Consider the following 26,526-nt stretch of genomic DNA (forward strand, 5'->3'; position numbering starts at 1 on the left):
TTTATACAGGCCTACTCGGTTTCAGCCAGCTTCAGCGTATCGTTGTTGGCGTTGCGGCTCATCCACAGCGCCAGCGCCTTGAGCGAATCCGGCGTGAACTCATCGCAGCGGGCGGTGATCTCTTCCGGCGTCATCCAGATCGCTTCGCTGACCTCATCCTCCTGCAGGGCAAAAGGCCCATGGGAGACGCAGCTGAATAGCCCACCCCAGACGCGGCAGTGATCGTCTTCGTAGTAGAACTGCCCATGCTCGGCAAACGGCACACCGGCAATGCCCAACTCCTCTTCCGCTTCACGCCGTGCGGATTCCAGCATCCCCTCGTCCGCCTGCACTACGCCGCCCGCCGTCGCGTCCAGCAGGCCAGGCAGGTAGTCTTTTGTTTCGGTGCGACGCTGCACCAGAATTTTTCCCATGCCGTCATGCACGACAATGTAGGTGGCGCGATGGCGCAAACACTGCGCGCGCATCTGTTCGCGACTGGCCTGCGCGATCACCTCGTTGTCCTCATTGACGATATCCACCCACTCCGTGCCTGTAAAATGACTCTGTTCCACCATCGGAAAAACCTTCTCTGCATAGCGCTCTGGTGGCGCGTTTCTGGTTGAGAGCTAACTTACGGATTAATGGCGACCTCTGCAATAATCCGTTGATCGTTCAGTGCGATTACGCGAAAAATACCGTCCTCAAACATACCGTAGCTCGCGGCGAAGCCCCCCTTCGGTATGCTCACCGAGCCGGGGTTGAAGTGAATAATCTCGCCGCGCTTTTCCGCCACCGGAATATGAGTATGACCGGAGATCAATACATCGCCAGCGGCGAGCGGTGGTAAATTTTCTGCATTATAGAGATGGCCGTGAGTCAAAAACAGCCGGGAATTATCCAATAATACCTGCTGCCAGGGGGCGGTGATAGGAAACGTGAGCAGCATCTGATCCACTTCGCTGTCGCAGTTGCCGCGCACAGCGATGATTCGCGACGCCTGGGTGTTCAGCCGCTCGGCCACCTGTGCAGGCGCATACCCTTCCGGCAGCGCATTGCGCGGCCCGTGATTGAGCAGGTCGCCAAGGATCACCAGCCACTGCGCGCCGCTCTCGGCAAACAGCGCCAGCACGCGCTCCGTCGCTGGCAGCGAGCCGTGAATATCGGAGGCAAACATCAGCTTCATCGCTTACACCCTTATCGTAAAGACATCCGCTCTATCATAATGGATCTGCCTGCGCTAAGCAGCTTCAGCGCACCGCAGAAAGTGCGATATAGCGCTGCACCGAGGAGCGCTGCCACTGGAAGGTAGCGTAGTCTACCAGGCGCTCCGGAACCTCGTCGCCGTTCAGCACCAGCCGGTTGAGCATCAGTGCCAGATCGGCGTCGGCAATGCACCACTCGCCAAACAGATTGGGATTGCCGTGGGTTAACAGCGCGCTGGCGATGGTAAACAGTTTTTCAGCGCTCCGCTGGCCAGCCTCGCTGAGCGGTCCCTTCTTCGCACCGGCGAAGATCACGTCCGTTGAGCGCTCCTCGCGAATGGGCATCAAATCGCTGCGCAGCCAGGCCTGGATCTGCCGCGCCCGGGCGCGCTTCTGGATATCGTGAGGGTAGACACGCTCCCACTCCGGCGGCGCAAAGCGCTCTTCAAGATATTCGCTAATCGCCGAGGATTCCGTCATCTCAAAGCCGTCAATCTCCAGCAGCGGCACGCGGCGGCTGAGGCGATAGCCTTTCCACTCCGGGTGCAGGTGCTCCCCGCTGTTGAGATCGATGGTCTTTAGCGTAAACGGCAGTCCCTTTTCGTGCAGGGTGACGTATACCGACATGACGTAAGGAGAGAAAAAGTCCGCATCAGACCACAACGTTATTGCTGGCTCGCCCATGGTATCCTCATTGAATTGTCGAATTTCATCTAAAATATAGCGTCCTGTGCGGGCTGTCACTGCCTGAAAATCCCGCATCTCCCGGCAGCGCCTATACTCCTGTGTGCGACTTTATTCCCAGACAGGAGTTGAGATGATCGATCTCTATTACGCCCCCACCCCTAACGGTCACAAAATTACGCTGTTTCTGGAGGAGGCGGAGCTGGATTACCGCCTGATCCGTGTTGATATCAGCAAAGGCGATCAGTTCCGCCCCGATTTTCTGGAGATCTCGCCGAATAATAAAATTCCGGCCATCGTTGACCATGCCCCTGCTGACGGCGGCGCGCCGCTTAGCCTGTTTGAGTCTGGGGAGATCCTGCTCTATCTGGCAGAGAAGAGTGGCAAGCTGCTCAGCGGCGAGCTGCGCGAGCGACATCTGACGCTGCAGTGGCTCTTCTGGCAGGTGGGCGGCCTGGGTCCAATGCTGGGACAAAACCACCACTTTAACTACTTTGCGCCCAAGCCGGTGCCTTATGCTATCGAACGTTTTCAGGTCGAAACGCAGCGTCTCTACAGCGTGATGAACAAGCGGCTGGAGCGCGTGCCCTGGCTCGGGGGTGAGCACTACAGCATTGCCGATATCGCCGCCTGGCCGTGGATCAACTCCCATGAACGCCAGCGGATCAACCTCGCCAGCTACCCAGCGGTGAACAACTGGTTCGAGCGCATTCGTACCCGGCCGGCCACCCTGCGTGCGATGCAAAAAATTACGCAGAGCTAACCCACGCGTCCGCATGGGCTAGCCGTTTAACCTCGTGTATGATAAGGCCGTTCACTACACAGAGGGAGTTTGCTATGTCGCAGCCAGACGCTGTCATTAGAATAAAAAATTTGCGCCTGAGAACCTTTATCGGCATCAAAGACGAGGAGATTGCCAATCGCCAGGACGTTGTAGTCAACGTAGCGATCCACTACCCCGCGGACAAAGCGCGGGCCAGCGAAGATATCAACGATGCGCTGAACTACCGGACGATCACCAAAAATATCATTCAGCATATTGAAAACAATCGCTTCTTCCTGCTGGAAAAATTAACCCAGGATGTGCTCGATATCGCACGGGAACATCACTGGGTCACATATGCTGAAGTAGAGATCGATAAACTTTACGCGCTACGGTATGCCGACTCGGTGTCGATGAGCATGAGCTGGCGACGATAAGCGCAGCCCTGGAGGTTGCATGAGGATTTTGATTACCGGCGGTACCGGCCTGATTGGCAGCCATCTTGTCCCCCGCCTGCTGGCGTTGGGGCATTCGGTGACGGTGATCACCCGCAACCCCGAGCGGGCGCGTCAGAAGTTGGGCAATGGCGTCACCTTCAGCCAGGGGCTTGACGATCGTCACGATCTTAACGACATCGATGCGGTCATTAACCTGGCGGGGGAGCCTATCGCCGACAAGCGCTGGACTGAGGAGCAAAAGGCGCGTCTGTGCAATAGCCGCTGGCAGATCACCCAGAAGCTGGTGGATCTGATCAAGGCCAGCGACACGCCTCCCTCAGTGCTGATCTCCGGCTCGGCGACGGGCTATTACGGCGATCTCGGCGAGGTGGTGGTTACCGAAGAGGAGCCGCCGCATAACGAGTTTACCCACAAGCTCTGCGCCCGCTGGGAGCAGATCGCCTGCGGCGCGCTGAGCGATCGCACCCGCGTCTGCCTGCTGCGTACCGGCGTGGTTTTCGCGCCGAAAGGCGGCGTGCTGGCGAAGATGCTGCCGGTGTTTCGCCTCGGCCTCGGCGGCCCGATCGGCAACGGAAGGCAGTACCTGGCCTGGATCCATATCGATGATATGGTTAACGGCATTATCTGGCTGCTGGATAACGATTTGCGCGGCCCCTTTAATATGGTCTCCCCCTACCCGGTACACAACGAGCGCTTTGCCCACGCCCTCGGCCACGCCCTGCACCGCCCTGCTTTTATGCGCGCCCCGGCCAGCGCCGTGCGGCTACTGATGGGCGAATCCTCAGTGCTGGTGCTCGGCGGTCAGCGCGCCCTGCCCAAACGTCTCGAGGCCTCCGGGTTTGGTTTTCGCTGGTACGATCTGGATGAGGCGCTTGCGGATGTCTTGCGCTGAATCGTTAAAATAAATAGCACCATTTTATCATTCTGGTGCTAATGTAAATAACCTATTCACCAGATTAATGATTTCAATGCCTACGCTGACGACTTCACGCCTGATCCTCTCCCAATTTCAGGAGTCTGACTGGCCTTTTTTCCTGCGCCTGCGCCGCGATCCGGCGATTATGCGCTTTATGGCGGATATTGCCTCACAGGAGGATATTCGTCGGGTATTTGACGCACGCTTAATCGATACAGGCGCCTTTGTTATTCGCCAGCAGGGAATAGCGACCCCGGTCGGGGATATTGGCTTGAGCAGGTCAGCGGAAAATCGGCAGGAGGCAGACGTCGGCTATAGCATTGCCACCTACGCCCAGGGTCAGGGCTACGCCAGCGAAGCATTGAATGCTGTTTGTCACTACGCGTTTAACGAGGCGGACATCACAGCGCTGAACGCATGGGTGCTGGCGGGCAATACGGGTTCACAGCGCGTGCTGGAGAAGCTGGGGTTTAATCGGGTGGAGATGCTGCAGAAGGTCTATCGTCTGAACGGCGTGTTTCACGATGACTGGGTCTACCGTCTGACTGCGCAGGAGTTTAGTTCAGCCCTCCCCGGTTAAGGAGAGGGCCGGAAGGCTACTTCAGCGAACCTTTCAGGAACTGCTGCAGGCGCGGGCTTTGCGGATTGTCAAACAGCGCCTCCGGTCTGCCCTCCTCCTCAATTTTCCCCTGATGCAGGAAGATGACGTGGGAAGAGACGTGCCGAGCAAAGCCCATCTCATGGGTCACCACCACCATGGTTTTCCCCTCCTCCGCCAGCTGCTGCATGATGCGCAGCACTTCACCCACCAGCTCAGGATCCAGCGCGGAGGTCGGCTCGTCAAATAGCAGCACCTCAGGCTCCATCGCCAGCGCGCGGGCAATAGAGACGCGCTGCTGCTGGCCGCCGGAGAGGTGCACCGGGTATTTAGCCTGAGCGCGCTCGTCGATGCCTACCTTCGCCAGATACTTCACCGCCCGCTCACGGGCCTCCTGCTTGCTTAGCCCCAGCACCTGAATTGGCGCCTCCATCACGTTCTCCAGCACCGTCATGTGGCTCCAGAGGTTAAAGTGCTGGAAAACCATGGTCAGACGGGTGCGCAGCAAGCGTAGCTGATGTTTGTCAGCCACCTTCAGCTGGCCGTCTTTATCCCGTACCAGGGTGATATTCTGTCCGCTAACCACAATCGAGCCTTCGCTCGGCTTCTCGAGGAAGTTGATGCAGCGCAGGAAAGTACTCTTGCCGGATCCGGACGAGCCAATAATGCTGATCACATCGCCCGCGTTCGCCTGCAGCGATACTCCTTTCAGCACCTCGTGTTCGCCGTAGCGCTTGTGCAGATCTGTAACGTTTAATTTATTCTCGGACATCGTATTCTCAGTGCGTCGAAGAAGGTTTCACATGCTTCAGCCAGCGTTTTTCCGCTTTGCGGAACAGGCTGATCAAAACATAGGAGATGATCAGGTACAGCACGGCGGCGATACCAAATGCGGTAAAGGGCTGGTAGGTAGCCGAGTTAATATCACGCGCAATTTTCAGCAGATCCGGGACGGTGGCGGTAAAGGCCAGCGCCGTGGAGTGCAGCATCAGGATCACTTCGTTGCTGTAGGCTGGCAGCGCAATGCGCAGCGCCGACGGCAGAATAATGCAGCGGTACATCTTCACCGATGAGAAGCCGTAGGCTCGCGCTGCCTCGATCTCACCGTGTGGCACCGAGCGGATCGCCCCGGCAAAAATCTCGGTGGTGTAGGCGCAGGTGTTAAGGGTTAACGCCAGCACCGTACAGTTCAGGCCGCTGCGGAAAAAAGCGTTCAGCAGCTCCGTACCCTTCACAATCTCCAGCGTGTACATTCCGGAGTAGAAGACCAGCAGCTGGACGTAGAGCGGCGTACCGCGAAAAACGTAGGTAAAGAGCCAGATCGGAAAGCGGATAAATTTATTGCTGGAGACGCGCCCGATGGCGAGAAACAGCGCGAGGACGCCGCCCATCACCACCGATAAGATCAGCAGCCAGAGGGTGATCGCCACGCCAGTAAAGCGATAGCCGTCGGTCCACAGCAGGGCGCGCCAGTACTCCTGAATTATCTCGATCACAGGTCAGCCCTCTTCACGCCCACGGAGTAGCGGCGTTCGAGCAGAAGCAGCACACCATTAGAGACAGTGGTAAACACTAAATAGATCAGGCCGCAGACCACGGCGAAGTAGAACGGCTCCCAGGTACTTTTTCCGGCGAGCTGGGTGGCTTTCACCACGTCCTCAAGGCCCAGCAGGGACACCAGCGCGGTAGCCTTGAGGATCACCTGCCAGTTGTTACCAATTCCCGGCAGGGCGTAGCGCATCATGGCCGGAAAGAGAATGCGACGGAAGATCTGTCCACCGGTAAAGCCAAAGGCGGTAGCGGCCTCGATGTGCCCTTTCGGCACGGCCATAAACGCCCCGCGAAATGTTTCAGTAAAGTAGGCCCCGTAGATAAAGCCGAGAGTGATGATACCGGCGATCATCGGATCGATATCAATCTGCGCCATGCCGACGGCGTCGGTGATGCTGTTAAGCGCAATTTGCAGCCCGTAAAAAATGAGCAGCATCAGCACTAGATCGGGCACGCCACGGATAAGCGTAGTGTAGCCTTCAAAAAGAGTGGCCAGCAGGCGGCTGTGGGAGAGCTTAGCCCCCGCGCCAGCCAGGCCTATCAGCACGGCCAGCACAACCGAGCTGAGCGCCAGCTCCAGCGTGACGACAGCGCCCTGGAATATAACTTGAGAAAACCCGTACAGCATGCAGCCTGCCCCGTGGTGTGTAGTGTCTGCCGTGTCTTTTCCCCTCCCGTCATGGGAGGGGCCGCACGTTTGTCACAGGTGGGGATTAGCCACCGTAAACATCAAAATCGAAATACTTTTTCGCCAGCTTTTCGTAGGTGCCGTCGGCACGCATATCGGCAAAGGCTTTGTTCAGCGCTTCGCGCAGCTCGTTGTCCTCTTTGCGAATGCCCATGCCGGTACCTACGCCAAACAGCTTCTCATCTTTGATGGACGGGCCACCAAATTTGTACTCTTTGCCCGCCGCAGTTTTCAGGAAACCTTCGCTGGCAGCCACTTCATCCTGGAACGCGGCGTCGATGCGGCCCGCAGTCAGGTCGGCATAGATAGAGTCCTGGCCCTGATAGGAGACGATTTCAACGCCTTTTGCCGCCCAGTGCTCGTTGCCGTAGGTCTCCTGGGTGGTGCCCTGCAGAACGCCAACGCGTTTGCCTTTCAGGGTCGACAGGTCCGGCTGGATGTTAGAAACTTTCGCCACCACCAGACGTGAATCTGCCGCATAAAGCTTGTCAGTAAAGGCGATCTCCTGCTGACGCTTCTCGGTGATCGAGAGCGACGACATGATGGCATCGATTTTCTTGGCTTTCAGCGATGGGATCAGCGCATCCAGCGGGTTCTCGATGAAGGTACACTGGGTATTAATGCGTTTACACAGCTCTTTAGCCAGATCGATATCAAAACCGATTAATTCACCCTGCGCATTCTTCGATTCGAACGGTGCGTAGGTAGGATCGGTGCCAATGCGCAGTTTTTGCGGAATGGCAGCAAAGGCGCTGGACGCGCTGGAAAGAGCAAGCACCAGAGAAAGCGATAATACCAACTTATTCATAAACATCCTCAACTGACGGTCTTATAACGGGATTTTGAACAGAATACGGTACGGCTATCGTGCCATTATTCGGCCCGGCAAGGCAAAATATTCTACCCTGCCGGACGATTTTTTTTGCAGCGCCACTGCTTAACTATGCTGATTTATGTCCCGTTGCCTTACAAAAGCACGTTCACCGCACCGCCGCAAGGCATCAACCGCATCAATGCCTCACAATGGATCCCCATCATGGTGCATCGCATCTGCTTGTTAATCGCCGTAGACGTTAAAGTCGAAGTATTTCTTCGCCATCTTGTCGTAAGTACCGTCTTTGCGGATTTCACCCAGCGCTTTGTCGAATGCGGCTTTCAGCTCGGTATCGTCTTTGCGCAGGCCAACCCCGGTGCCTTCCCCGAAGAAGTTTTTATCTTTTACTGACGGACCAGCAAAGGCGAACTCTTTCCCGGCAGGCTGTTTAAGGAAGCCTTCACTGGCGGCAACTTCATCCTGCAGGGCAGCGTCCAGACGACCAGCGGCGAGATCGGAGTAGATCAGATCCTGGTTTTGATAGGCAACAACATCAATGCCTTTGCTACGCCAGTTAGCGTTGCCGAAGGCCTCCTGGGTTGAACCCTGCAGCACACCGACGTGCTTGCCCTTCAGCGACTCAATGGTCGGCTGGATCGGTGAACCTTTGGCTGCGATCAGGCGTGAATCTGCCGCGTAAAGCTTGTCGGAGAAGGCGATCTCCTGCTGGCGCTTTTCAGTAATGGAGAGGGAGGAGATGATGGCATCAATTTTCTTGGCTTTCAGGGAGGGGATCAGCGCGTCAAAGTCGCTGCCCACCCAGGTGCACTTAACCTGAATACGCTTGCACATCTCGTTACCGAGGTCGATATCAAAGCCGACAAACTCACCCTTCGCGTCTTTAGACGAGAATGGCGCATAGGTCGCATCCGTACCAATGCGCACGGTCTGGGGAAGCGCAGCGTAAACGCTGGCGGCGCTGGAGAGACCCAGCAGTAAAGAGAGAGCTACAGCCGTCTTCTTCATACATTACCCTCGAGTTTCTGATTTTATTATCTATTGCGTGTTGTTGTTATATAACGTTGTGTTGTGTTACCCGCTGATGCTTGCACGTCTTATGCCACTTTCTCATGACCCATAATAATCGCCGTAAGAAATGTTAATAAAAGGTTGCAGCATTACCGTTAGGGTGAAAGATAGCAGGTCTGTTAAATGAACCGCAGCGTTACAAACTGAAAACAGCGGTTAAATGTCGAGGATATGATCGCGCTTGCAGATTTGCCCTGAAACAGGGCAATCCAGGTATGATGCACTATTTTGACGCAGCGGGTCCCTGCCAGCGGGTAAAGAGATCTTCCGGCAGGTCAATGTCGAACTGATCGATCACGCGGTTAACCGTCTGGTTAATGATGTCATCGAGGGTCTGCGGGCGGTGATAGAAGGCCGGAACCGGGGGCATGATCGCCGCACCCAGCTCCGCCGCCTGGGTCATCAGCCGCAGGTGGCCAAGATGCAGCGGGGTCTCGCGCACGCAGAGTACCAGCGGGCGGCGCTCTTTCAGCACTACGTCAGCCGCCCGGGTCAGCAGGCTGTCGGTGTAGCTGTGAACGATACCGGAGAGCGTTTTAATGGAACAGGGAAGGATCACCATACCGGCGGTCTTGAACGAGCCGGAGGAGATGCTGGCAGCGATATCACGCGAGTCGTGGACCACGTCCGCCAGGGCCTGCACGTCACGCAGGGAGAGATCGGTCTCCAGCGCCAGCGTCTGGCGAGCGGCGTTGCTCATCACCAGATGGGTTTCCACCTCGGCCACGTCGCGCAGCACCTGCAGCAGACGCACGCCGTAAATGGCCCCGCTGGCACCCGAGATGCCAATAATCAGTCGTTTCATATTCCCGTCCTTTTACTTACGTGAGAGGACTTTGCCGGATTATGGCGGGCGTTGCAACGTTGAAGCGCCCTGCGAACGCAGGGCGCGAGAGAGGATTAACCCTCGTTATGCATCTCTAAGCTTTCGAGATCGTTTTGCATCTGCACGGCTTTGACATCGTCATTGCGCAGGGAGTCGAGGTAGTCGAGGTACTGCTGGTTAACGTCTTTCGTTACGTAGACGCCGTTGAACACCGAACATTCAAACTGCTGGATATCCGGGTTCTCAGCACGCACGGCGTCGATGAGATCGTTGAGGTCCTGGAAGATCAGGCCGTCAGCACCGATGATCTGGCGGATCTCGTCAACCTCACGGCCGTGGGCGATCAGCTCGTTCGCGGTCGGCATATCGATGCCGTAGACGTTCGGGAAGCGGATCTCCGGCGCCGCAGAGGCGAGGTAAACCTTCTTCGCCCCGGCTTCGCGCGCCATCTCGATAATCTGTTCCGAGGTGGTGCCGCGCACAATAGAGTCATCCACCAGCAGCACGTTCTTGTCGCGGAACTCGGCGCGGTTGGCGTTCAGCTTGCGGCGCACGGACTTACGGCGCAGCTGCTGTCCCGGCATGATAAAGGTGCGGCCAACGTAGCGGTTTTTCACGAAGCCCTGACGGTAGGGTTTATCCAGAATATGAGCAATTTCCAGCGCGATATCGCAGGAGGTCTCCGGGATCGGGATCACCACGTCAATGTCGAGGTCTTCCCACTCGCGGGCTATCTTCGCGCCCAGCTTTTTACCCATATTGACGCGGGCGCTGTAAACGGAGATTTTGTCGATAAAAGAGTCCGGACGGGCAAAGTAGACGTACTCAAACAGGCACGGATTGCTGACCGGATTGTCGGCGCACTGGCGGGTAGAGAGCTGGCCCTTCTCGGTGATGTAGACCGCTTCACCCGGGGCAACGTCACGCAGGAACTCAAAGCCCAGGGTATCCAGCGCCACGCTTTCGGAGGCCATCATATACTCGGTGCGGCCGTCGCCAACGTCGCGCTTGCCCAGCACCAGCGGACGGATGCCGTTAGGATCGCGGAAACCAACCATGCCGTGGCCGATAATCATCGCTATGCAAGCGTACGCGCCGCGGATCTGGCGGTTGGTCGCGGCAATAGCGGCAAAAATATTATCCGCCTCTAACGGGTAGTGGCGGAAGTTATCCAGCTCGCTGGCGAAAATATTGAGCAGGATTTCAGAGTCGGAGGTCGTGTTGATGTGGCGACGCTTCTCCTGGAACAGCTTCTTACGCAGCTCGTGGGCATTGGTCAGGTTGCCGTTGTGGGCAAGCGTGATGCCATACGGCGAGTTGACGTAGAAGGGCTGGGCTTCAGACGCGCTGGAGCTACCGGCCGTTGGGTAGCGCACATGGCCGATACCCATGTTCCCCTGGAGGCGCTGCATGTGGCGGGCTTCAAATACATCGCTAACCATCCCGTTCGCTTTACGTAAACGGAAGCAGTTATTTTCATCGATAGTGATGATGCCTGCGGCATCCTGACCACGGTGCTGGAGCACCGTTAACGCGTCATAAATCGACTGGTTTACCGGCATAACACCGGCGATACCGACAATACCGCACATACGTCTCTTTCCTCGCTAGGCCACATCGCAGGGCTTACGCCCTGGGCAAAAAACTAGACGAGCTTTGCAGATAGTCAAAGAACCACCTGATGATAACACTGAACTGCGGGATCAGCTGCGAACGCTGCCAGTCATCGCTTTTCGAGAACCCGGTAAAGGTATCGAGAAAGAACAGGATTGCGGCGACGATCAATGCTCCACGTAGCGCACCGAAGCAAATCCCCAACACCCTGTCGGTTCCCGACAGGCCGGTTTTATCGACCAGCGCGCCGAAAATATAGTTAACAATCGCGCCGACAATCAGCGTTGCGATAAACAGGACTGCAATAGCAATGCCGTTCCGCACCAGTGCGTCTTCAAAGCCCGTGAACCAAACAGACAGGTAAGTGTAGTAGTGACTGGCAACAAAGAAAGCACAGCCCCAAGTCACCAGCGATAACGCTTCACGAACAAAGCCACGGATCAGGCTAACCAGACAGGAAAAACCTATTACCGCGATGATGGCGTAATCAATCCAGACCATATGTGTCCCTTGATTTACGCCCTGTCGTCCAGTTCGGGGCGCATTCTAACAGAAAAAGAAAACGTTTGCGTAGCGATTTCCGTGCCGCGCAGAAATAAAAATGGCGCTGAAAAAATATTCAACGCCATCAGACCTTTTGCCTCTTCGGGCCTGCCGGTCGCTCTTTTTTTACCCTGCTAAAGGATCAGTTTGCGCTGTAGTTCATCACCACGCCGCTTAACCCTGAGAGCTGTTTTAGCTCACCGAGCGAACCCTTTAGCTTATCTCTGGAGGCGTCCGGGCCGACCAGAATGCGGGTTATTTTACCCTGTACCGGCGTGTTTGGGATAGTGTAAACGCGATACCCTGCCCCGCGCAGCTTGCCGACAATCTCAGTGACTTTATCAGCATTTTTCAGCGCCCCGAGCTGAACCACCCAGGCCTTGCCGGTTGGCGCAGGCTTCTCCTCCGCCGTCGGTTTAGGCGGTGCGGCCGGGGCGTCGTTGGCGGCCGCCAGCTGCTCGCTGGCTTTGTCCCGCTGCGGCTGTGGTTGCGGCTTAGGCTGCGCCTTCTCAACCGGCTTCGCTTTTGGCGTCTCCACCGGATACTGCTCCGCCTCGCCGCTTTCAAACGCCTGCCGGGAGGTCTCCAGCGACGGCGCGGCGGCATCGCCAGCACGTACCTCTTCCGCAGCCCCTTCCGGCGGCTGGGCCGGCAGCGCCTGCGTTGCCGCAGGCATCATGTCCGGCTCATCGCGATCCCCCGGCTTCGGCACTAGCGGAATAGCCGCAAACTCGTCCTGATAGTGTTTCTTCTGCCCGTCCAGCAGCCCAGGCAGGATAATGACCCCCAGCGCTACCAGCACAATGGTTCCCATTAAACGGTTCTGAAACTTACTTGCCACTGGCTCTCCCCGCGTCCATCGCTTCCATGACATGTGCCACCGTGTGGAATGAACCACACACCAGCACGGTATCTTCAGGTCTGGCATCTGCCATCGCCGCATGCCACGCCTGCACAACGTCAGCAAATGCAGCCCCCTCTTTCAGGTGGGCCAGCAGCTGCTCTGCCGTCGCGCCGCGCGGCCCCTCCAGAGGGGCACAATACCAGCTATCGACGCAGCGCTCCAGACAGGCCAGCGTGCCGCCGATGTCTTTATCGTGCAGCATTCCTACCACCGCCAGCACACGCCCGCGTGACGGCAGTGTGGCCAGCCGCTCGGCCAGGTAGGCCGCCGCATGTGGATTATGCGCCACGTCGAGGATCAGGCGCGGCGATTCGCTCACGATCTGAAAACGACCCGGCAGGATCGCCCCGGCGATGCCGTCGCGGATCGCCTGCTCGCTGACCGTCAGCCCGCTGGCCCGCAGCGCTGCCAGGGCCGTCGCCGCATTCGGCTGCGGAACCTGAGGCAGCGGCAGTGCGCCTAGCTCGCCCGCCGCATCCTGAAACGTCCAGCTATTATCCGCCACCGCATAGTGCCAGTCGACCCCGCGGCGCAGCAGGTTGGCCCCCTTCTCGCTCGCCACCTCGGCAATGGTGTGCGGCATATCGGGTTCACCTACCACAGCAGGTTTACCACTGCGGAAGATCCCTGCTTTTTCCCGGCCAATGCTTTCGCGATCCGGTCCCAGCCAGTCGGTATGATCGAGAGCAATGCTGGTGACTACCGCCACGTCGGCATCGACCATGTTGGTGGCATCAAGGCGTCCGCCCAGCCCGACTTCAAGGATCACCACATCCAGCGCGGCTTGCTTAAACAGCCACAGCGCTGAGAGGGTCCCGTACTCAAAATAGGTCAGGGAGGTTTCGCCGCGGGCAGCTTCAATAGCGGCAAACGAGCGAGTATGCTCCAGCTCCGACAGCTCGCCGCCCTGCACCCGCACGCGCTCGGTATAGCGTACCAGATGGGGTGAGCTATAGACGCCAACCCGGTAGCCCGCCGCCAGCAGAATCGACTCCAGCGTCCGGCAGGTGGTGCCTTTACCGTTAGTGCCTGCCACGGTAAAGACGAAAGGCGCAGGCTTCAAGACATCCAGCGCAGCGGCCACCCGGCTGACGCGCTCAAGTCCCATATCGATGGTTTTACCGTGCAGGTTTTCCAGATAAGAAAGCCACGTGGCCAGGGGCGACGTGGCTTGAGGAGTGCTTTTCGTTTCCATAGTGCCCGGGGATTGCTGCCAGTGTGAAAAGAAAAAAGGCAGAGCCGGCTGGCCCTGCCCTCTGTATTATCAGATGCCGACTTCCTGATCCGGTACCGGCGGTACGACCACGCTTTCACGCGGTGCATCCGGATTTGGCGCAGGCAGGTTCATCAGCTTCGCCAGAACGCTCGCCAACTTCAGGCGCAGCTCAGGACGGCGCACGATCATATCGATCGCGCCTTTTTCGATCAGAAACTCGCTGCGCTGGAAGCCCGGCGGCAGTTTCTCACGTACGGTCTGCTCGATAACGCGTGGACCGGCAAAGCCGATAAGCGCCTTTGGCTCGGCAATGTTGAGATCGCCCAGCATCGCAAAGCTTGCAGAGACGCCGCCCATGGTCGGGTCGGTCAGCACGGAGATGTACGGCAGACCGCGCTCCTGCATTTTTGCCAGCGCGGCAGAGGTTTTGGCCATCTGCATCAGGGACATCAGCGCTTCCTGCATACGCGCGCCACCGGAGGCGGAGAAGCAGATCAGCGGGCAGTTGTCTTCCAGCGCCTGCTCAACGGCACGCACAAAACGTGCGCCCACGACTGAACCCATGGAGCCGCCCATAAAGGCAAACTCAAAGGCCGCAGCCACAACCGGCATCTCGTGCAGGGTGCCTTTCATCACCACCAGCGCGTCTTTCTCGCCGGTCTCTTTCTGAGCCGTCGCCAGACGGTCTTTGTACTTTTTAGAGTCGCGGAACTTCAGCACGTCTTTCGGCTCAAGCTCGCTACCCAGCTCCACCATTGACCCTTCGTCCAGCAGGCTATGCAGGCGATTACGCGCTGACATACGCATGTGGTGGTCACATTTCGGGCAGACCTCAAGGTTACGCTCCAGTTCGGCACGATAAAGTACCTGACCGCAGCTGTCACATTTGGTCCACACGCCCTCAGGGATGCTCGCCTTGCGGGTGGGGGTAATATTGCTTTTAATTCGTTCAATCCAGCTCATTGATAACCTTTCTGCATGAACCTGGTAGCCCATAAATGGTGCACATTAAAACATAACAGTCGGCAACTTGGGACAAAAAAGTGGTCGAACCGTTGCCGGGTTCCTATTTTGCCTGTCGAGATGCCGCCCGTCGATGACGAATAATTTCGACTACGCCGGGCAGGATAGAGAGCACGATAATCGCCACGATCAGCAGCTTCAGGTTCTCCTGTACTACCGGCAGATCGCCAAACAGATAGCCCGCATAGGTGAATAGCAGCACCCATAGCAGCGCGCCGATGACGTTGTAGGCCGCAAAGTGACGATAGGACATATGGCCCATTCCCGCCACAAAAGGGGCAAATGTTCTGACGATCGGCACAAATCGCGCCAGAATGATCGTCTTGCCGCCGTGCCTGTCGTAGAACGCATGGGTCTTGTCGAGGTAGCTACGACGGAAGATCTTCGAGTTTGGATTGCTGAACAGCCGATCGCCAAACAGGCGGCCAATGGTGTAGTTCACCGCATCGCCGAGGATTGCGGCGACAATCATTAGCATCACCATTAGATGAACGTTGAGATCGTTAGTCGGCAGTGCGGAGATCGCCCCGGCCACAAACAGCAGCGAGTCGCCGGGCAGGAAAGGCGTCACCACCAGCCCGGTTTCGCAGAACAAAATCAGGAACAGGATAGCGTAGATCCAGATACCGTATTCGGCTACCAGCTCCGCCAGATGCACATCTATGTGCAGAATAAAGTCGATCAGAAAGTAGATAAAATCCATGTTATTAGCCTTTGTCTGTCTGCATTTAGTCCGCTAAAAACAGCGGTCCCATAGGCAATACGGGCAGTTCAAACCTGGCGGGATAGTCTACCGCCACCAGATACAGCCCTTCCGCTTTTGCCGTTGCCGCTGCAAGCCGACGATCCTTTGCCGCCAGCAGCTCTGCTATCCAGCTCTCCGGCTGGTTGTGGCTGCCTACTTCCATCAAGCTGCCGACAATATTCCTGACCATATGATGTACAAAGGCATTGGCTTTGATATCGACCACCACATATGCACCGTAACGAGTTACGTTAATGTGCATGACGTTACGCCACGGCGTGCGCGACTGGCACTGCACCGCCCGAAACGAGGTAAAGTCATTCTCGCCAATCAGACACTGGGCCGCGCGGTGCATCCGCTCCGCATCCAGCGGCTGATGGTAGTGCGTCACGCCCTGGCCTAATACCGCCGGACGCAACCGATGATTGTAGATGACGTAGCGGTAACGGCGAGCCGTGGCGCTAAAACGGGCATGAAAATCATCGGGCACATCTTTCACCCAGCGCACCGCAATGTCACCAGGTAAATTCGCATTTACCCCCAGCGTCCAGGCCGCCTCTTTACGCAGGGCAGTGGTCTCGAAGTGTACCACCTGCCCCGTGCCGTGAACGCCCGCGTCAGTGCGGCCCGCGCAGAAGACTGAGATCGGCTCGTTGGCGACCTGGGAGAGCGCCTTCTCCAGCTTCTCCTGTACGCTGCGGACTTCATTCTGCCGCTGCCAGCCGTAGTATTTACTGCCGTCGTACTCAATGCCCAGCGCGATCCGGTAGACCGGCTTCTCCTGCACCTCGGACATCAGTAGAGATACTCCTGGACCAGCTTCTCGGCGATCTTCACCGCCATCAACGCGCCGCCGAAGCGCACGTTGTCTGCCACCGACCAGAACTGGACCTGCTCCGGCATGCCGTAGTCGTTACGTACGCAGCCGATAGAGAGCTGAGCGCTGCCAGAGGCGTCACCCACCTGGGTCGGGAACTCACCGGCCTCGGAGAGAACGATATCTTCGCCACGGGCAAAGGCGTCGCGTGCCTCTTCCGCCGCCAGCGGACGCAGGGCTTCAAAGTTCACCATCTGCGCGTGGCCGTAGAAGACCGGTGACTGGACGCTACTGACGGAGACCATCAGCCCCTCGTCCTGGAGTACCTTCCGCACCTGATCAACGACGCGACGCTCGTCAGGCACGCTGCCTTCACCATCCACGCGCAGCGGCAGCATGTTGAACGCCAGCTGGCGGCCAAAGAAGTCATCTTCGTCGATGGGAATGCCGTTGAGCAGCTTAGCGCTCTGCCCAGCTAAAGCATCTACCGCTGCCTTGCCCTGGCCAGAAACCGACAACAAGTTAGTGACAGAGATGCGCGACAGGCCACCCTCTTCGATTAACGGCTTGAGCGCGGTCAGCAGCTGGCTGGTGAGGCTGTCCGCGACGGCAATCACGTTGCGGTTGCGGTAGTCGGCCAGCACGAAGGGGTTAACGTCCGGCACGACCAGCGGCACGTCCGGCTCCAGCGCAAACAGGCCGCTGGCATCGATCACCAGGCAGCCGGAGTTGGTCGCCTCTTCAATATAGGTGGCTGAAGCCTCGGCACCGGCCACAAAAAAGGCCAGCTGCGCCTGTGTCCAGTCAAACTCGGCGGCGTCCTGCACATAGACAGTTTTACCCGCGTAGCGCAGGGCTTTACCGGCGCTCTCCTGACGAGCCAGGGCGTACAGGTCGCCTACCGGGAACTGACGTTCAGCAAGCGTTTCGAGCAGGGCTTCGCCGACAGCGCCGGTCGCGCCCAGGATGGCAATGTTCCAGCCTTCTGACATGGTGGTTTACTCCAGACAATAGCAGTACGCTCCCCGCAGCCTGGCGGAGAGCGAAAGAGAATGAGTTTAGTGCGTCGGGTGATAGACAGCGCTAAAGCCGAGCTTGTGCAGCAGGCTTGCTGCTTCGGCGTCGTCGCACTGAATATAGAGCGATGACCACTCGCGGCGCTCAAGATAGTTTTTGCGCAGCTTATCAAATTCACCCGGAATGCCCGCCACTTTACGCAGGGGTGCATCGTCGCGGCGCACATCATACACCAAATGGGCTAATCTTTTCAGCGTTGGCTGATCGAGAGGGCCATGCAGCGTAATGCGGCCAAATTCCGGCGCGGGCAGCAGGGTATCCAGCGCCACCTGCTGGCGGTGACCGATAAACGCGCTGAAGGCCTCAAAGACCTGCGTAGTACCGCGTGCCTTGCCCTCAAGCGTATAGCCCGCAATGTGCGGCGTGCCAATATCGACGCGCTTGAGCAGCTCGACGTTGAGATCCGGTTCCGGCTCCCAGACGTCCAATACCACGCTGAGATCCTGCCCGGCCTCAAGACGCGCCAGCAGCGCTGCGTTGTCCACTACCCTGCCCCGGCAGGCGTTAATCAGGATCGCGCCCGGCTTCAGGGCGCTAATCAGCCCCTCGTTGGCGAGATGCAGCGTCTTATACGGTCCCTCTTTGAACAGCGGCGTGTGGAAGGTGAGAATGTCGGCCTCGCGGATCAGCTCCTCCAGCGAACGGAAATCCCCCGCGTCGCCCCGATCGGCACGCGGCGGATCGCACAGCAGGGTGCGCACGCCCCACGCCTCCAGCCGCGCCTGTAAACGCGACCCAACGTTGCCCACGCCAACGATGCCCACGGTGCGATCTTTCAGCGTAAAGCCGTCGCGCTCGGCCAGCATCAACAGAGCGGAGAAGACATACTCTACCACCGCAATCGCGTTACAGCCCGGTGCGGCAGAGAAGCCAATCCCCGCCTCGCCCAGCCACTGCTGATCGACATGATCGGTTCCGGCGGTGGCCGTACCGACAAACTTAACGGCGGTCCCGCTGAGCAGCGATGCATTGACCTTAGTGACGGAACGCACCATTAATGCCTGCGCATCCGCCAGCGCCTCGATCGGGATCGGGCGGCCAGGAACGGGTTTGACCTCGCCCAGACGGCTAAAAAGTTCGCGGGCATAAGGCATATTTTCATCGACGAGGATTTTCACGTTACGGTACCTGTATGAGAACGGGAGATAACGGCGCAAGTGTGCCATAATCTCGCCGCCAGGCATACCGACAATGCCGCAGACCGTTACGCGAGCCGCATACGTAAAAGATAAGGACAGAGATGATGCAACCCATTCAGGGTGCGCCGGCGCGCCCTCCCGGGCAAGAGCCGACCACTCCCCCCACCACAGCAGGCGACCAGCCCCTCTCTACTCAGCAGCGCACGGTGCTGGAGAGGCTGATTACCCGTCTGGTGGCCCTGACGCAGCAGCAGAGCGCCGAAGTTTGGGCCGGGGTGAAGCACGATCTGGGTTTAAAAAACGACGCGCCGCTGCTCTCAAAGCACTTCCCTGCCGCCGAGCAGAGCCTGAGCCAGCGCCTGGAGAGCGCCGTCCAGAACAATGCCAATCGCCAGGTGCTTTCGCAGCTGACGGAGCTACTGGGCCAGGGCAACAATCGCCAGGCAGTGAGCGACTTTATCCGCCACCAGTTTGGCCAGACGGCCCTCAGCCAGCTCTCTCCCGAGCAGCTTAAAACCGTGCTGGTGATGCTGCAGAAAGGCGAGCTGGCGATCCCGCAGCCGCAGCAGCGCCCGGCTACCGATCGCCCGATGCTGCCCGCCGAGCACAATACGCTCAACCAGGCGGTCACCCGGCTGGCGGCCGCCACGGGTGAATCCAGCAAGCTCATCTGGCAGTCGATGATTGAGCTTTCCGGCGTCAAGACCGGGGAGCCAATTCCGGCGAAACAGTTTGCTCACCTGCTGACCTGGCTGCAGGCGCGCCAGACGTTGAGCACCCAGACGGCACCGACCCTGCATACGTTGCAGTCGGCTCTGAAACACCCCCTCGACGAACACGAATGGCAGCACGTTCAGGATTATGCCCAGCAGACCTGGCAGGTGACACCGCAGACGGTGCTGACCACCGCTCAGGTTCAGGATCTGCTCAACTACATCTTCCTGCGCCGCGCCGAGCGCAACGAGGCCCTGCTGGAACCGCGAAATATCCAGCCGATCTATAACCCGCTGTTTGCGCCTGTGGTGGCGTCGTTCCGCTCGCTCTCTGCCCGCCCGGGTCTGATTGCTATCGCCCTGCTGGTGGTACTGGCGCTTATCTGGCTGGTGATTTAACGCTCTCCTGATGCAGATAACCGGGATAAGAACGCAATTCTCTATTAGGCTTTTTATCTGGCCTATGTAAGTGGAGATAGAGATGCGCAAAAAAGCATTGATAGTCGGTATCAGCGGCGTGATTGGTCGCGCTCTGGCAGAGAGACTACTGGAGGAAGGCTGGGAGGTGACTGGCCTGTCTCGCGGACGCGGCGACGTGCTGGCGGGCTGCACCAGCCTGACGGCAGATTTGACCGATGCGGCGGCGGTTAACGAGGCGCTGAAATCGGTCAAACCCGATGCGCTTTTCTTTAGCGTCTGGGCGCGTCAGGAGAGCGAGAAAGAGAACATCCGCGTCAACGGCGCGATGGTGAAAAACGTCATCGAAGCGCTGGGTAACCGTCTGCATGGGGCGCACGTGGCGCTGGTAACCGGGCTTAAGCACTACCTTGGTCCCTTTGAGGCCTATGGCAAAGGCGCGGTGCCGGTAACCCCCTTCCGCGAAGAGCAGGGTCGCCAGCCGGTGGAGAACTTCTACTACGCCCAGGAGGACGAGCTTTTCGCCGGAGCGGAGAAGTACGGCTACCGCTGGAGCGTGCATCGCCCACATACCATCGTCGGCTACGCCCTGGGCAATGCCATGAACATGGGCCAGACGCTGGCGGTTTACGCCACTCTGTGCCGGGAAAAAGGCTGGCCGTTTATCTTCCCAGGCTCTCCCGAGCAGTGGAACGGCGTGTCGGACGTGACCGATGCTGGCCTGCTGGCCGAGCAGCTGGAGTGGGCGGCCACCAGCCCGGCGGCGGCTAACCAGGACTTCAATGCCGTTAACGGGGAGGTGTTCCGCTGGAACTGGCTGTGGCCGCGCCTCGCTGCGTATTTTGGTATTGAGGCCGCGCCCTACCCTGAAAAGATGATGCCGCTGGAGGGCCGGATGCTGGAGGCCGAGGCCGCATGGCGAACCATTGCCGCGCACTATCAGCTGCGTGAGGCGGACATCAACAAGCTGGTTTCCTGGTGGCATACCGATGCCGATCTGGGACGTCCGATGGAGGCCTTTACCGATATGAGTAAAAGCCGCAAGGCCGGTTTTATTGGCTATCGCAGCACGCTGGACTCCTTTACCGGGCTGTTCGAACGGCTGAAGAGCGAGCGGATTATTCCCTGATATCATTTCTCAATGCAGTGCCAGCCAGCGCCGCCGCTGACTGGCTTTTCCTGGCTACAGGTTCTCACCGTTGCTTGCAATCACCTCTTTGTACCAGTCGAACGATTTTTTCTTGCTGCGCGCCAACGTGCCATGGCCCTCGTTATCTTTATCGACGTAGATAAAGCCGTAGCGTTTCTTCATCTCGCCGGTGCCCGCCGAGACCAGGTCGATGCAGCCCCACGGCGTATAGCCCATTAGCTCAACGCCGTCCTCTTCCACTGCCTTCTTCATTTCGCGAATATGATCGCTGAGGTAAGCAATGCGGTAGCTGTCATCCACCGTGCCGTCCGCCTCCAGCTTGTCGATGGCACCAAAGCCGTTCTCGACAATAAACAGCGGCAGCTGATAGAGATCGTAGAAGTAGTTCAGCGAGTAGCGTAACCCCACCGGATCGATCTGCCAGCCCCAGTCTGAGGCTTTTACCCATGGGTTAGTGACCAGGCTTTTAGTCTCGTCATAGTCGAGGCGGGGGTTATCCTCCGTGGCTTTGGTGGCGAACGACATGTAGTAGCTAAAGCCAATGTAGTCGACGCAGCCGCGCTGCAGGATGCGCAGATCCTCTTCGGTCATATCGAGGTTGAACGCTTTCCGCGCAAAGTAGTTCAGGGTGTGTTTCGGGTAGTAGCCCCGGACGTGCACGTCGGCAAACCAGTAGCGGCGGTGCATGGCGTTGACCGACATCATCATGTCGTTGGGATCGCAGGTAAGCGGATAGACCGGGCACATGGCAATCATGCAGCCAATCTGGAACTCTGGGTTAATGGCGTGCCCCGCCTCCACCGCCAGCGCGCTGGCCACCAGCTCATAGTGCGCGGCCTGATACATGATCTTCTCGCGATCCTCACCCGGCTTATAGTGCAGACCCGAGTTGGTGAACGGCGCAAAATCTTCATTGAAGTTAGCCTGGTTGTTGATCTCGTTAAAGGTCATCCAGTACTTCACTTTCTTCTGGTAACGAGTGAAAACGGCTTTGGCAAAACGAACGAAAAACGCGATCGTCTGGCGGTTGCGCCAGCCGCCGTATTCAGTGACCAGGTGATAGGGCATCTCGAAGTGCGAGAGGGTGATCACCGGCTCAATATTATACTTCAGGCACTCGTCGAAGAGATCGTCATAGAACTGCAGTCCGGCCTCGTTCGGCTCCAGCTCGTCGCCACGGGGGAAAATACGTGTCCAGGCAATGGAGGTGCGGAAGCATTTAAAGCCCATCTCCGCAAACAGCTTAATGTCCTGCGGGTAGCGATGGTAAAAATCGATGCCTTCATGGTTGGGGTAGTATTTCCCCTCGATCACGCCTTCGGTAATCTCTCGCGGCACGCCGTGCCGCCCGGCGGTCATCACGTCTGCAACGCTGACCCCTTTGCCGCCCTCCTGCCAGCCGCCCTCTAGCTGATGCGCGGCTACCGCCCCGCCCCAGAAAAAATCTGCTTTAAATCCAGGCATCTGTACCCTCCTCTTGGTTGGAATCTACTCGAGGATAGCAACCGATGCGGCAGATTGCCGGACGCACGTCACATAATTACCCACGGCGTTAGCCATAAAAAAAGGAGCCACGAGGCTCCTTTTTATGTTGCCGGAGGGCAATTATTTGTTCAGCTTGCGCATCACCAGCGTGGCGTTAGTGCCGCCAAAGCCGAAGCTGTTGGACATCACGGTATTCAGCTGGCGCTCGGTCGTCTCGGTGACGATGTTCAGGCCTTCAGCTTTCTCGTCCATCTCTTCGATGTTGATGCTCGGGGCGATAAAGCCGTGCTCCAGCATCAGCAGGGAGTAAATTGCTTCCTGCACGCCCGCCGCGCCCAGCGAGTGGCCGGTCATTGCTTTGGTGGCAGAGATAGCCGGGCTGTTGTCGCCGAAGACTTCACGGATCGCACCCAGCTCTTTCACGTCGCCTACCGGAGTAGAGGTGCCGTGGGAGTTCAGGTAGTCGATCGGGGTGTCAAGGCCGTGCATCGCCATCTGCATGCAGCGCACCGCGCCTTCACCAGACGGAGCAACCATGTCAGCACCGTCAGAGGTGGCGCCGTAGCCCACGATCTCCGCATAGATATGCGCGCCGCGTGCCAGAGCGTGTTCCAGCTCTTCAACCACGACCATACCGCCGCCGCCTGCGATAACGAAACCGTCACGGCTTGCATCGTAGGTACGGGAGGCTTTCGCCGGATCGTCGTTGTATTTGGTAGAGAGCGCGCCCATAGCGTCGAACTCGCAGGCCATTTCCCAGCCCAGCTCTTCGCCGCCGCCGGCAAAGACGATGTCCTGTTTGCCCAGCTGGATCTGCTCAACCGCGTTACCGATACAGTGCGCAGAGGTCGCACAGGCGGAGCTGATGGAGTAGTTTACGCCGTGGATTTTGAACGGCGTTGCGAGGCAGGCGGAGACCGCCGAGCCCATCGCTTTGGTGACCACATACGGGCCAACCGCTTTCAGACCGCGCGGGCTACGCATTGCGTCTGCACCAAAGACCTGCGCTCTGGAGGAGCCGCCGGAGCCGGCAATCAGGCCCACGCGTGGGTTATTCTGGTAAACCTCTTCGCTGAGACCAGCATCCGCGATGGCCTCCTGCATGGAGAGGAAGGCGTAGATGGCGGCATCGTTCATGAAACGGACCACTTTGCGGTCAATCATGCCCGTGGTGTCCAGTTTTACATTACCCCATACGTGGCTGCGCATACCGGAATCGTGAAATTCCTGAGAGAAAGTGATCCCTGAGCGCCCTTCACGCAGAGATGCGAGGACTTCCTGCTGGTTATTACCGATGCTGGAAACGATGCCCAGGCCAGTAATCACTGCACGTTTCATTCAATACCTCTGTCATTCGCACTATTTTAAGATTCGATTCGCAAGATAGCGTACAGTTGTACGCCGAACAAGTCCGATCAGCCAATTTCTGGAGAAATTTGCGCCAGCGGTCCGACATCGTTAAGATCGTGCCACTGCCTGCCACGCGAGTAACTTACGTGAAACAAACCGCTATACAATCTGCCAACCTCGAATTTAACGCTGAGGGTACACCTGTTTCCCGAGATTTCGACGACGTCTACTTCTCTAATGATAATGGACTGGAGGAAACGCGCTACGTTTTCCTCGGTGGCAACCACCTGAGCACGCGTTTTCCGCTGCATTCGCGCCCGCTGTTTATCGTCGCCGAGAGCGGTTTCGGTACCGGGCTGAACTTCCTCACGCTGTGGCAGGCGTTTGATGCTTATTTGCTCGCACACCCGCAGGCTACGCTGCAAAGATTACACTTCATCAGTTTCGAAAAATTTCCGCTGAGAGCGGCGGATCTCGCTCAGGCGCACCGGCACTGGCCCGAGCTGGCTCCGTGGGCTGAACAGCTTCAGGCGCAGTGGCCTCACGCTATACCGGGCTGTCACCGTCTGCTGCTGGCAGGCGGGCGCGTCACGCTCGATCTCTGGTTTGGCGATATCAATACTTTAACCGAAGCGCTGGATGATTCCCTCAACCAGAAGGTTGATGCCTGGTTTCTCGACGGCTTCGCGCCGGCAAAAAATCCGGATATGTGGACGCCATCGCTGTTCAACGCCATGGCCCGTCTGGCACGCCCCGGCGGCACTCTTGCGACCTTTACCTCTGCGGGTTTTGTCCGCAGGGGATTGCAGGAGGCGGGCTTCACCATGCAAAAAAGAAAAGGTTTTGGCCGCAAGCGTGAGATGCTGACTGGCGAAATGCAGCAGACGCTCAGCGTCCCGCCGCGCACGCCGTGGTTTGCCCGCACCCCGGCGGCGTTTGAGGAGGCAGCGATTGTCGGCGGCGGTATCGCCAGCGCCCTGCTCTCTCTGGCCCTGCTGCGCCGGGGCTGGCAGGTGACGCTCTACTGTGCCGACGACGCACCGGCAGAGGGTGCCTCCGGCAATCGCCAGGGCGCGCTCTACCCGCTGCTGAGCGCCCACGATCCGGCTCTGGCTCACTTCTTCCCCGCCGCCTTTACCTTCGCCCGCAGGCTTTACGACGCCCTGCCCGTTGAGTTCAGCCATGAATGGTGCGGCGTCACTCAGCTTGGCTGGGACGAGAAGAGCCAGCAGAAGATTGCCCAGATGCTTAGTCTGGCGCTCCCCTCTGAGGTTGCCGTCGCGGTGGATGCCGAGGCGGTGAAGGCCACAACCGGAGTGGATACCGGCTGCGGCGGCATTCAGTACCCGGCTGGCGGCTGGCTCTGTCCGGCCCAGCTTACCGCCGCCGCGCTTGAGCTGGCGGTTACTCAGGGTCTGCGGGTGCATTATCAATCCGAAGTTAGCGCCCTCTCCTCCACCGACGCGGGCTGGCAGCTGGCGTTTACCCATGGCGGTAGCGCCTGCCATCAGACGGTAGTGCTGGCGAACGGCCATCGGGTTAATCAGTTTGACCAGACCGAGAACCTGCCGGTCTACGCCGTCGGCGGCCAGGTGAGCCATATCCCTGCCCGTCCCGGACTGTCGGCGCTGCGCCAGGTGCTGTGCTACGACGGCTACCTGACGCCGCAGGATCCCTCTAACGGTGAACATTGCATTGGCGCGAGCTACCATCGCGGCCAGCAGGAGACGAGCTACAGCGAAGACGATCAGCAGCACAACCGCCAGCGGCTAATCGACTGCTTCCCGGAAGCCGAGTGGGCCAAAGCGGTGGACGTTAGCGGTAAATCAGCGCGCTGCGGCGTGCGCTGTGCAACACGGGATCATCTACCTATGGTCGGCAACGTCGCCGATTACGACGCTACGCTGGAGCACTATGCAGACCTGGCCGATCATCAGGAGCGCGCGCGCTCTGCTCCGATACATGTAGGGCTGTACATGCTCGGCGCACTGGGTTCACGCGGGCTGTGCAGCGCCCCGCTGGCAGCGGAGATCCTGGCGGCGCAAATGAGCGATGAGCCGATACCGCTGGAAGGAGAAACCCTGGCGGCACTGAATCCTAATCGTCTGTGGGTGAGAAAACTGCTGAAGGGTAAGGCGGTGAAGCGTGCTCAAGTGTAACGATAGTTCGCCGGGCGAGCCTGCCCGGAGTTATTGCATGATTAAACATATCATTCACGGAGTGAATGATAACAACACAAACATAATTAACTGTAATTTAAGTAATTTTTCATTACATAATTGCCGTTGTGTGTTCCTTCAGCAGGGTTAAAGTGATGCCTTTATAACCACCTCGTGAGTAAGGGTTTATGATGTCACCCGACACTGACGGGACAGTCTCACGCTAAGGAGAGGCATCATGAACACCTGTTACCCGGCCCGTAAGCAGAACGGGGACAACTACGCCACGCTGGACGAAATGATGCGGCTTATCGGCCGGGAGCCGCACGGCTCGTGGCTGGCGGGCACCAACAAGATGTGGCACGGCGGTATCCATGTGTCGGAGGTGTCTGCTCCGGGTTCATTGCTGACTCCGGAAACAATCGCGACGGCGGTGCCGCTGCCGTGTATGGCAGACGGTGAGGTGGTGGCCTGGCGTCTGGGGAGGGATTACCAGAAAGCCCGCTATCTCAGCCATGCCGTGCAGTATTCGACGACCTTTGTGCTGGTGAAGTCCGTGTGCAAACCGGACCCGGACAATGCACAGACCTGGCTTGAGTTTTA

At 58.2% G+C, this 26,526-nt stretch carries 27 protein-coding genes and 1 pseudogene; 8 read left to right on the plus strand and 20 right to left on the minus strand.

Annotation, left to right across the window (positions count from 1 at the left end):
• Positions 1 to 11: 11 nt before the first annotated feature.
• The 3 genes from yfcD to yfcF form a co-directional block, all read right to left on the minus strand.
• On the minus strand, positions 12 to 557 hold the full coding sequence (gene yfcD / locus RTN40_RS16205) for an NUDIX hydrolase YfcD (RefSeq protein WP_103818993.1): 546 nt from the start codon (positions 555 to 557) through the stop codon (positions 12 to 14).
• A 56-nt stretch (positions 558 to 613) separates the two neighbouring features.
• A complete protein-coding gene (gene yfcE, locus RTN40_RS16210; protein ID WP_312212291.1) occupies positions 614 to 1,165 on the minus strand; it encodes a phosphodiesterase in 552 nt (183 codons plus the stop codon).
• Positions 1,166 to 1,229: 64 nt separating this feature from the next.
• Positions 1,230 to 1,868: a glutathione transferase gene (gene yfcF, locus RTN40_RS16215; protein ID WP_312229388.1), complete on the minus strand. Its 639-nt coding sequence runs from the start codon at positions 1,866 to 1,868 to the stop codon at positions 1,230 to 1,232.
• 133 nt (positions 1,869 to 2,001) lie between these two features.
• Here yfcF and yfcG point away from each other — a divergent pair, with 133 nt between their 5' ends.
• From yfcG to RTN40_RS16235, 4 genes are all read left to right on the plus strand, one after another.
• Entirely contained in the window at positions 2,002 to 2,631 is a 630-nt protein-coding gene (gene yfcG / locus RTN40_RS16220; protein WP_312229360.1) for a GSH-dependent disulfide bond oxidoreductase, read from the plus strand.
• Between the two features lie 74 nt (positions 2,632 to 2,705).
• Complete coding sequence (gene folX, locus RTN40_RS16225; RefSeq protein ID WP_312229361.1) at positions 2,706 to 3,068, plus strand: dihydroneopterin triphosphate 2'-epimerase; 363 nt, start codon at positions 2,706 to 2,708, stop codon at positions 3,066 to 3,068.
• Positions 3,069 to 3,087: 19 nt separating this feature from the next.
• Complete coding sequence (locus tag RTN40_RS16230; protein WP_312229362.1) at positions 3,088 to 3,981, plus strand: TIGR01777 family oxidoreductase; 894 nt, start codon at positions 3,088 to 3,090, stop codon at positions 3,979 to 3,981.
• Positions 3,982 to 4,057: 76 nt separating this feature from the next.
• Positions 4,058 to 4,585: a GNAT family protein gene (locus tag RTN40_RS16235; protein ID WP_312229363.1), complete on the plus strand. Its 528-nt coding sequence runs from the start codon at positions 4,058 to 4,060 to the stop codon at positions 4,583 to 4,585.
• A gap of 16 nt (positions 4,586 to 4,601) precedes the next feature.
• Here RTN40_RS16235 and hisP read toward each other — a convergent pair whose 3' ends face one another.
• The 15 genes from hisP to pdxB all read right to left on the minus strand — a co-directional run bounded on the left by hisP (position 4,602) and on the right by pdxB (position 18,628).
• On the minus strand, positions 4,602 to 5,375 hold the full coding sequence (hisP, locus tag RTN40_RS16240; RefSeq protein WP_312229364.1) for a histidine ABC transporter ATP-binding protein HisP: 774 nt from the start codon (positions 5,373 to 5,375) through the stop codon (positions 4,602 to 4,604).
• Between the two features lie 7 nt (positions 5,376 to 5,382).
• The gene (locus RTN40_RS16245) at positions 5,383 to 6,099 is read right to left on the minus strand and encodes an ABC transporter permease (protein ID WP_312229365.1); all 717 of its coding nucleotides are present in this window, start codon (positions 6,097 to 6,099) and stop codon (positions 5,383 to 5,385) included.
• Positions 6,096 to 6,782 (minus strand): histidine ABC transporter permease HisQ, encoded by a 687-nt coding sequence (locus tag RTN40_RS16250; RefSeq protein ID WP_312229366.1) that lies wholly within the window; start codon positions 6,780 to 6,782, stop codon positions 6,096 to 6,098. Before RTN40_RS16250 ends, RTN40_RS16245 begins: the two co-directional genes overlap by 4 nt.
• A gap of 85 nt (positions 6,783 to 6,867) precedes the next feature.
• The gene (hisJ, locus tag RTN40_RS16255) at positions 6,868 to 7,650 is read right to left on the minus strand and encodes a histidine ABC transporter substrate-binding protein HisJ (RefSeq protein WP_312212300.1); all 783 of its coding nucleotides are present in this window, start codon (positions 7,648 to 7,650) and stop codon (positions 6,868 to 6,870) included.
• A gap of 249 nt (positions 7,651 to 7,899) precedes the next feature.
• Positions 7,900 to 8,682: a lysine/arginine/ornithine ABC transporter substrate-binding protein ArgT gene (argT, locus tag RTN40_RS16260; RefSeq protein WP_042389536.1), complete on the minus strand. Its 783-nt coding sequence runs from the start codon at positions 8,680 to 8,682 to the stop codon at positions 7,900 to 7,902.
• Positions 8,683 to 8,968: 286 nt separating this feature from the next.
• Positions 8,969 to 9,550: a UbiX family flavin prenyltransferase gene (locus RTN40_RS16265; RefSeq protein WP_144816925.1), complete on the minus strand. Its 582-nt coding sequence runs from the start codon at positions 9,548 to 9,550 to the stop codon at positions 8,969 to 8,971.
• A 95-nt stretch (positions 9,551 to 9,645) separates the two neighbouring features.
• Positions 9,646 to 11,163: an amidophosphoribosyltransferase gene (gene purF / locus RTN40_RS16270; RefSeq protein ID WP_312229367.1), complete on the minus strand. Its 1,518-nt coding sequence runs from the start codon at positions 11,161 to 11,163 to the stop codon at positions 9,646 to 9,648.
• A 34-nt stretch (positions 11,164 to 11,197) separates the two neighbouring features.
• Positions 11,198 to 11,686, minus strand: coding sequence for a colicin V production protein (gene cvpA, locus RTN40_RS16275; RefSeq protein ID WP_103818980.1), 489 nt, complete (start codon positions 11,684 to 11,686; stop codon positions 11,198 to 11,200).
• Between the two features lie 184 nt (positions 11,687 to 11,870).
• Positions 11,871 to 12,569, minus strand: coding sequence for a cell division protein DedD (gene dedD, locus RTN40_RS16280; RefSeq protein WP_312229368.1), 699 nt, complete (start codon positions 12,567 to 12,569; stop codon positions 11,871 to 11,873).
• Positions 12,559 to 13,827: a bifunctional tetrahydrofolate synthase/dihydrofolate synthase gene (gene folC, locus RTN40_RS16285; protein WP_312229369.1), complete on the minus strand. Its 1,269-nt coding sequence runs from the start codon at positions 13,825 to 13,827 to the stop codon at positions 12,559 to 12,561. The genes dedD and folC overlap by 11 nt, the downstream gene beginning before the upstream one ends.
• A gap of 69 nt (positions 13,828 to 13,896) precedes the next feature.
• Positions 13,897 to 14,811: an acetyl-CoA carboxylase, carboxyltransferase subunit beta gene (gene accD / locus RTN40_RS16290; protein ID WP_312229370.1), complete on the minus strand. Its 915-nt coding sequence runs from the start codon at positions 14,809 to 14,811 to the stop codon at positions 13,897 to 13,899.
• Between the two features lie 103 nt (positions 14,812 to 14,914).
• The gene (locus tag RTN40_RS16295; RefSeq protein ID WP_312229371.1) at positions 14,915 to 15,574 is read right to left on the minus strand and encodes a DedA family protein; all 660 of its coding nucleotides are present in this window, start codon (positions 15,572 to 15,574) and stop codon (positions 14,915 to 14,917) included.
• 25 nt (positions 15,575 to 15,599) lie between these two features.
• Positions 15,600 to 16,412 (minus strand): tRNA pseudouridine(38-40) synthase TruA, encoded by an 813-nt coding sequence (gene truA / locus RTN40_RS16300; RefSeq protein WP_103818975.1) that lies wholly within the window; start codon positions 16,410 to 16,412, stop codon positions 15,600 to 15,602.
• Positions 16,412 to 17,425: an aspartate-semialdehyde dehydrogenase gene (locus tag RTN40_RS16305; protein ID WP_312229372.1), complete on the minus strand. Its 1,014-nt coding sequence runs from the start codon at positions 17,423 to 17,425 to the stop codon at positions 16,412 to 16,414. The genes truA and RTN40_RS16305 overlap by 1 nt, the downstream gene beginning before the upstream one ends.
• Before the next feature lie 66 nt (positions 17,426 to 17,491).
• The gene (gene pdxB, locus RTN40_RS16310) at positions 17,492 to 18,628 is read right to left on the minus strand and encodes a 4-phosphoerythronate dehydrogenase PdxB (RefSeq protein ID WP_312229373.1); all 1,137 of its coding nucleotides are present in this window, start codon (positions 18,626 to 18,628) and stop codon (positions 17,492 to 17,494) included.
• A 125-nt stretch (positions 18,629 to 18,753) separates the two neighbouring features.
• Here pdxB and flk point away from each other — a divergent pair, with 125 nt between their 5' ends.
• Together flk and RTN40_RS16320 are read left to right on the plus strand one after the other, a co-directional pair.
• Positions 18,754 to 19,761, plus strand: coding sequence for a flagella biosynthesis regulator Flk (gene flk / locus RTN40_RS16315; RefSeq protein ID WP_312229389.1), 1,008 nt, complete (start codon positions 18,754 to 18,756; stop codon positions 19,759 to 19,761).
• 82 nt (positions 19,762 to 19,843) lie between these two features.
• A complete protein-coding gene (locus tag RTN40_RS16320) occupies positions 19,844 to 20,908 on the plus strand; it encodes an SDR family oxidoreductase (protein ID WP_312229374.1) in 1,065 nt (354 codons plus the stop codon).
• Between the two features lie 54 nt (positions 20,909 to 20,962).
• Here the strand turns inward: RTN40_RS16320 and RTN40_RS16325 are convergent, their stop codons facing one another.
• Both RTN40_RS16325 and fabB read right to left on the minus strand, forming a co-directional pair.
• Positions 20,963 to 22,393, minus strand: coding sequence for a 6-phospho-beta-glucosidase (locus RTN40_RS16325; protein ID WP_312229375.1), 1,431 nt, complete (start codon positions 22,391 to 22,393; stop codon positions 20,963 to 20,965).
• 141 nt (positions 22,394 to 22,534) lie between these two features.
• Entirely contained in the window at positions 22,535 to 23,752 is a 1,218-nt protein-coding gene (gene fabB, locus RTN40_RS16330; protein ID WP_312229376.1) for a beta-ketoacyl-ACP synthase I, read from the minus strand.
• A gap of 158 nt (positions 23,753 to 23,910) precedes the next feature.
• On the opposite strand from fabB, the gene mnmC reads away from it, so the two are divergent.
• Both mnmC and RTN40_RS16340 read left to right on the plus strand, forming a co-directional pair.
• Positions 23,911 to 25,923, plus strand: a complete 2,013-nt coding sequence (gene mnmC / locus RTN40_RS16335) for a bifunctional tRNA (5-methylaminomethyl-2-thiouridine)(34)-methyltransferase MnmD/FAD-dependent 5-carboxymethylaminomethyl-2-thiouridine(34) oxidoreductase MnmC (protein ID WP_312229377.1) — start codon at positions 23,911 to 23,913, stop codon at positions 25,921 to 25,923.
• A 238-nt stretch (positions 25,924 to 26,161) separates the two neighbouring features.
• Positions 26,162 to 26,526: pseudogene (locus tag RTN40_RS16340) on the plus strand (hypothetical protein); the annotation flags it as partial.

It is taken from the genome of Pseudescherichia sp., from assembly GCF_031987975.1.
GTDB lineage: Bacteria > Pseudomonadota > Gammaproteobacteria > Enterobacterales > Enterobacteriaceae > Pseudescherichia.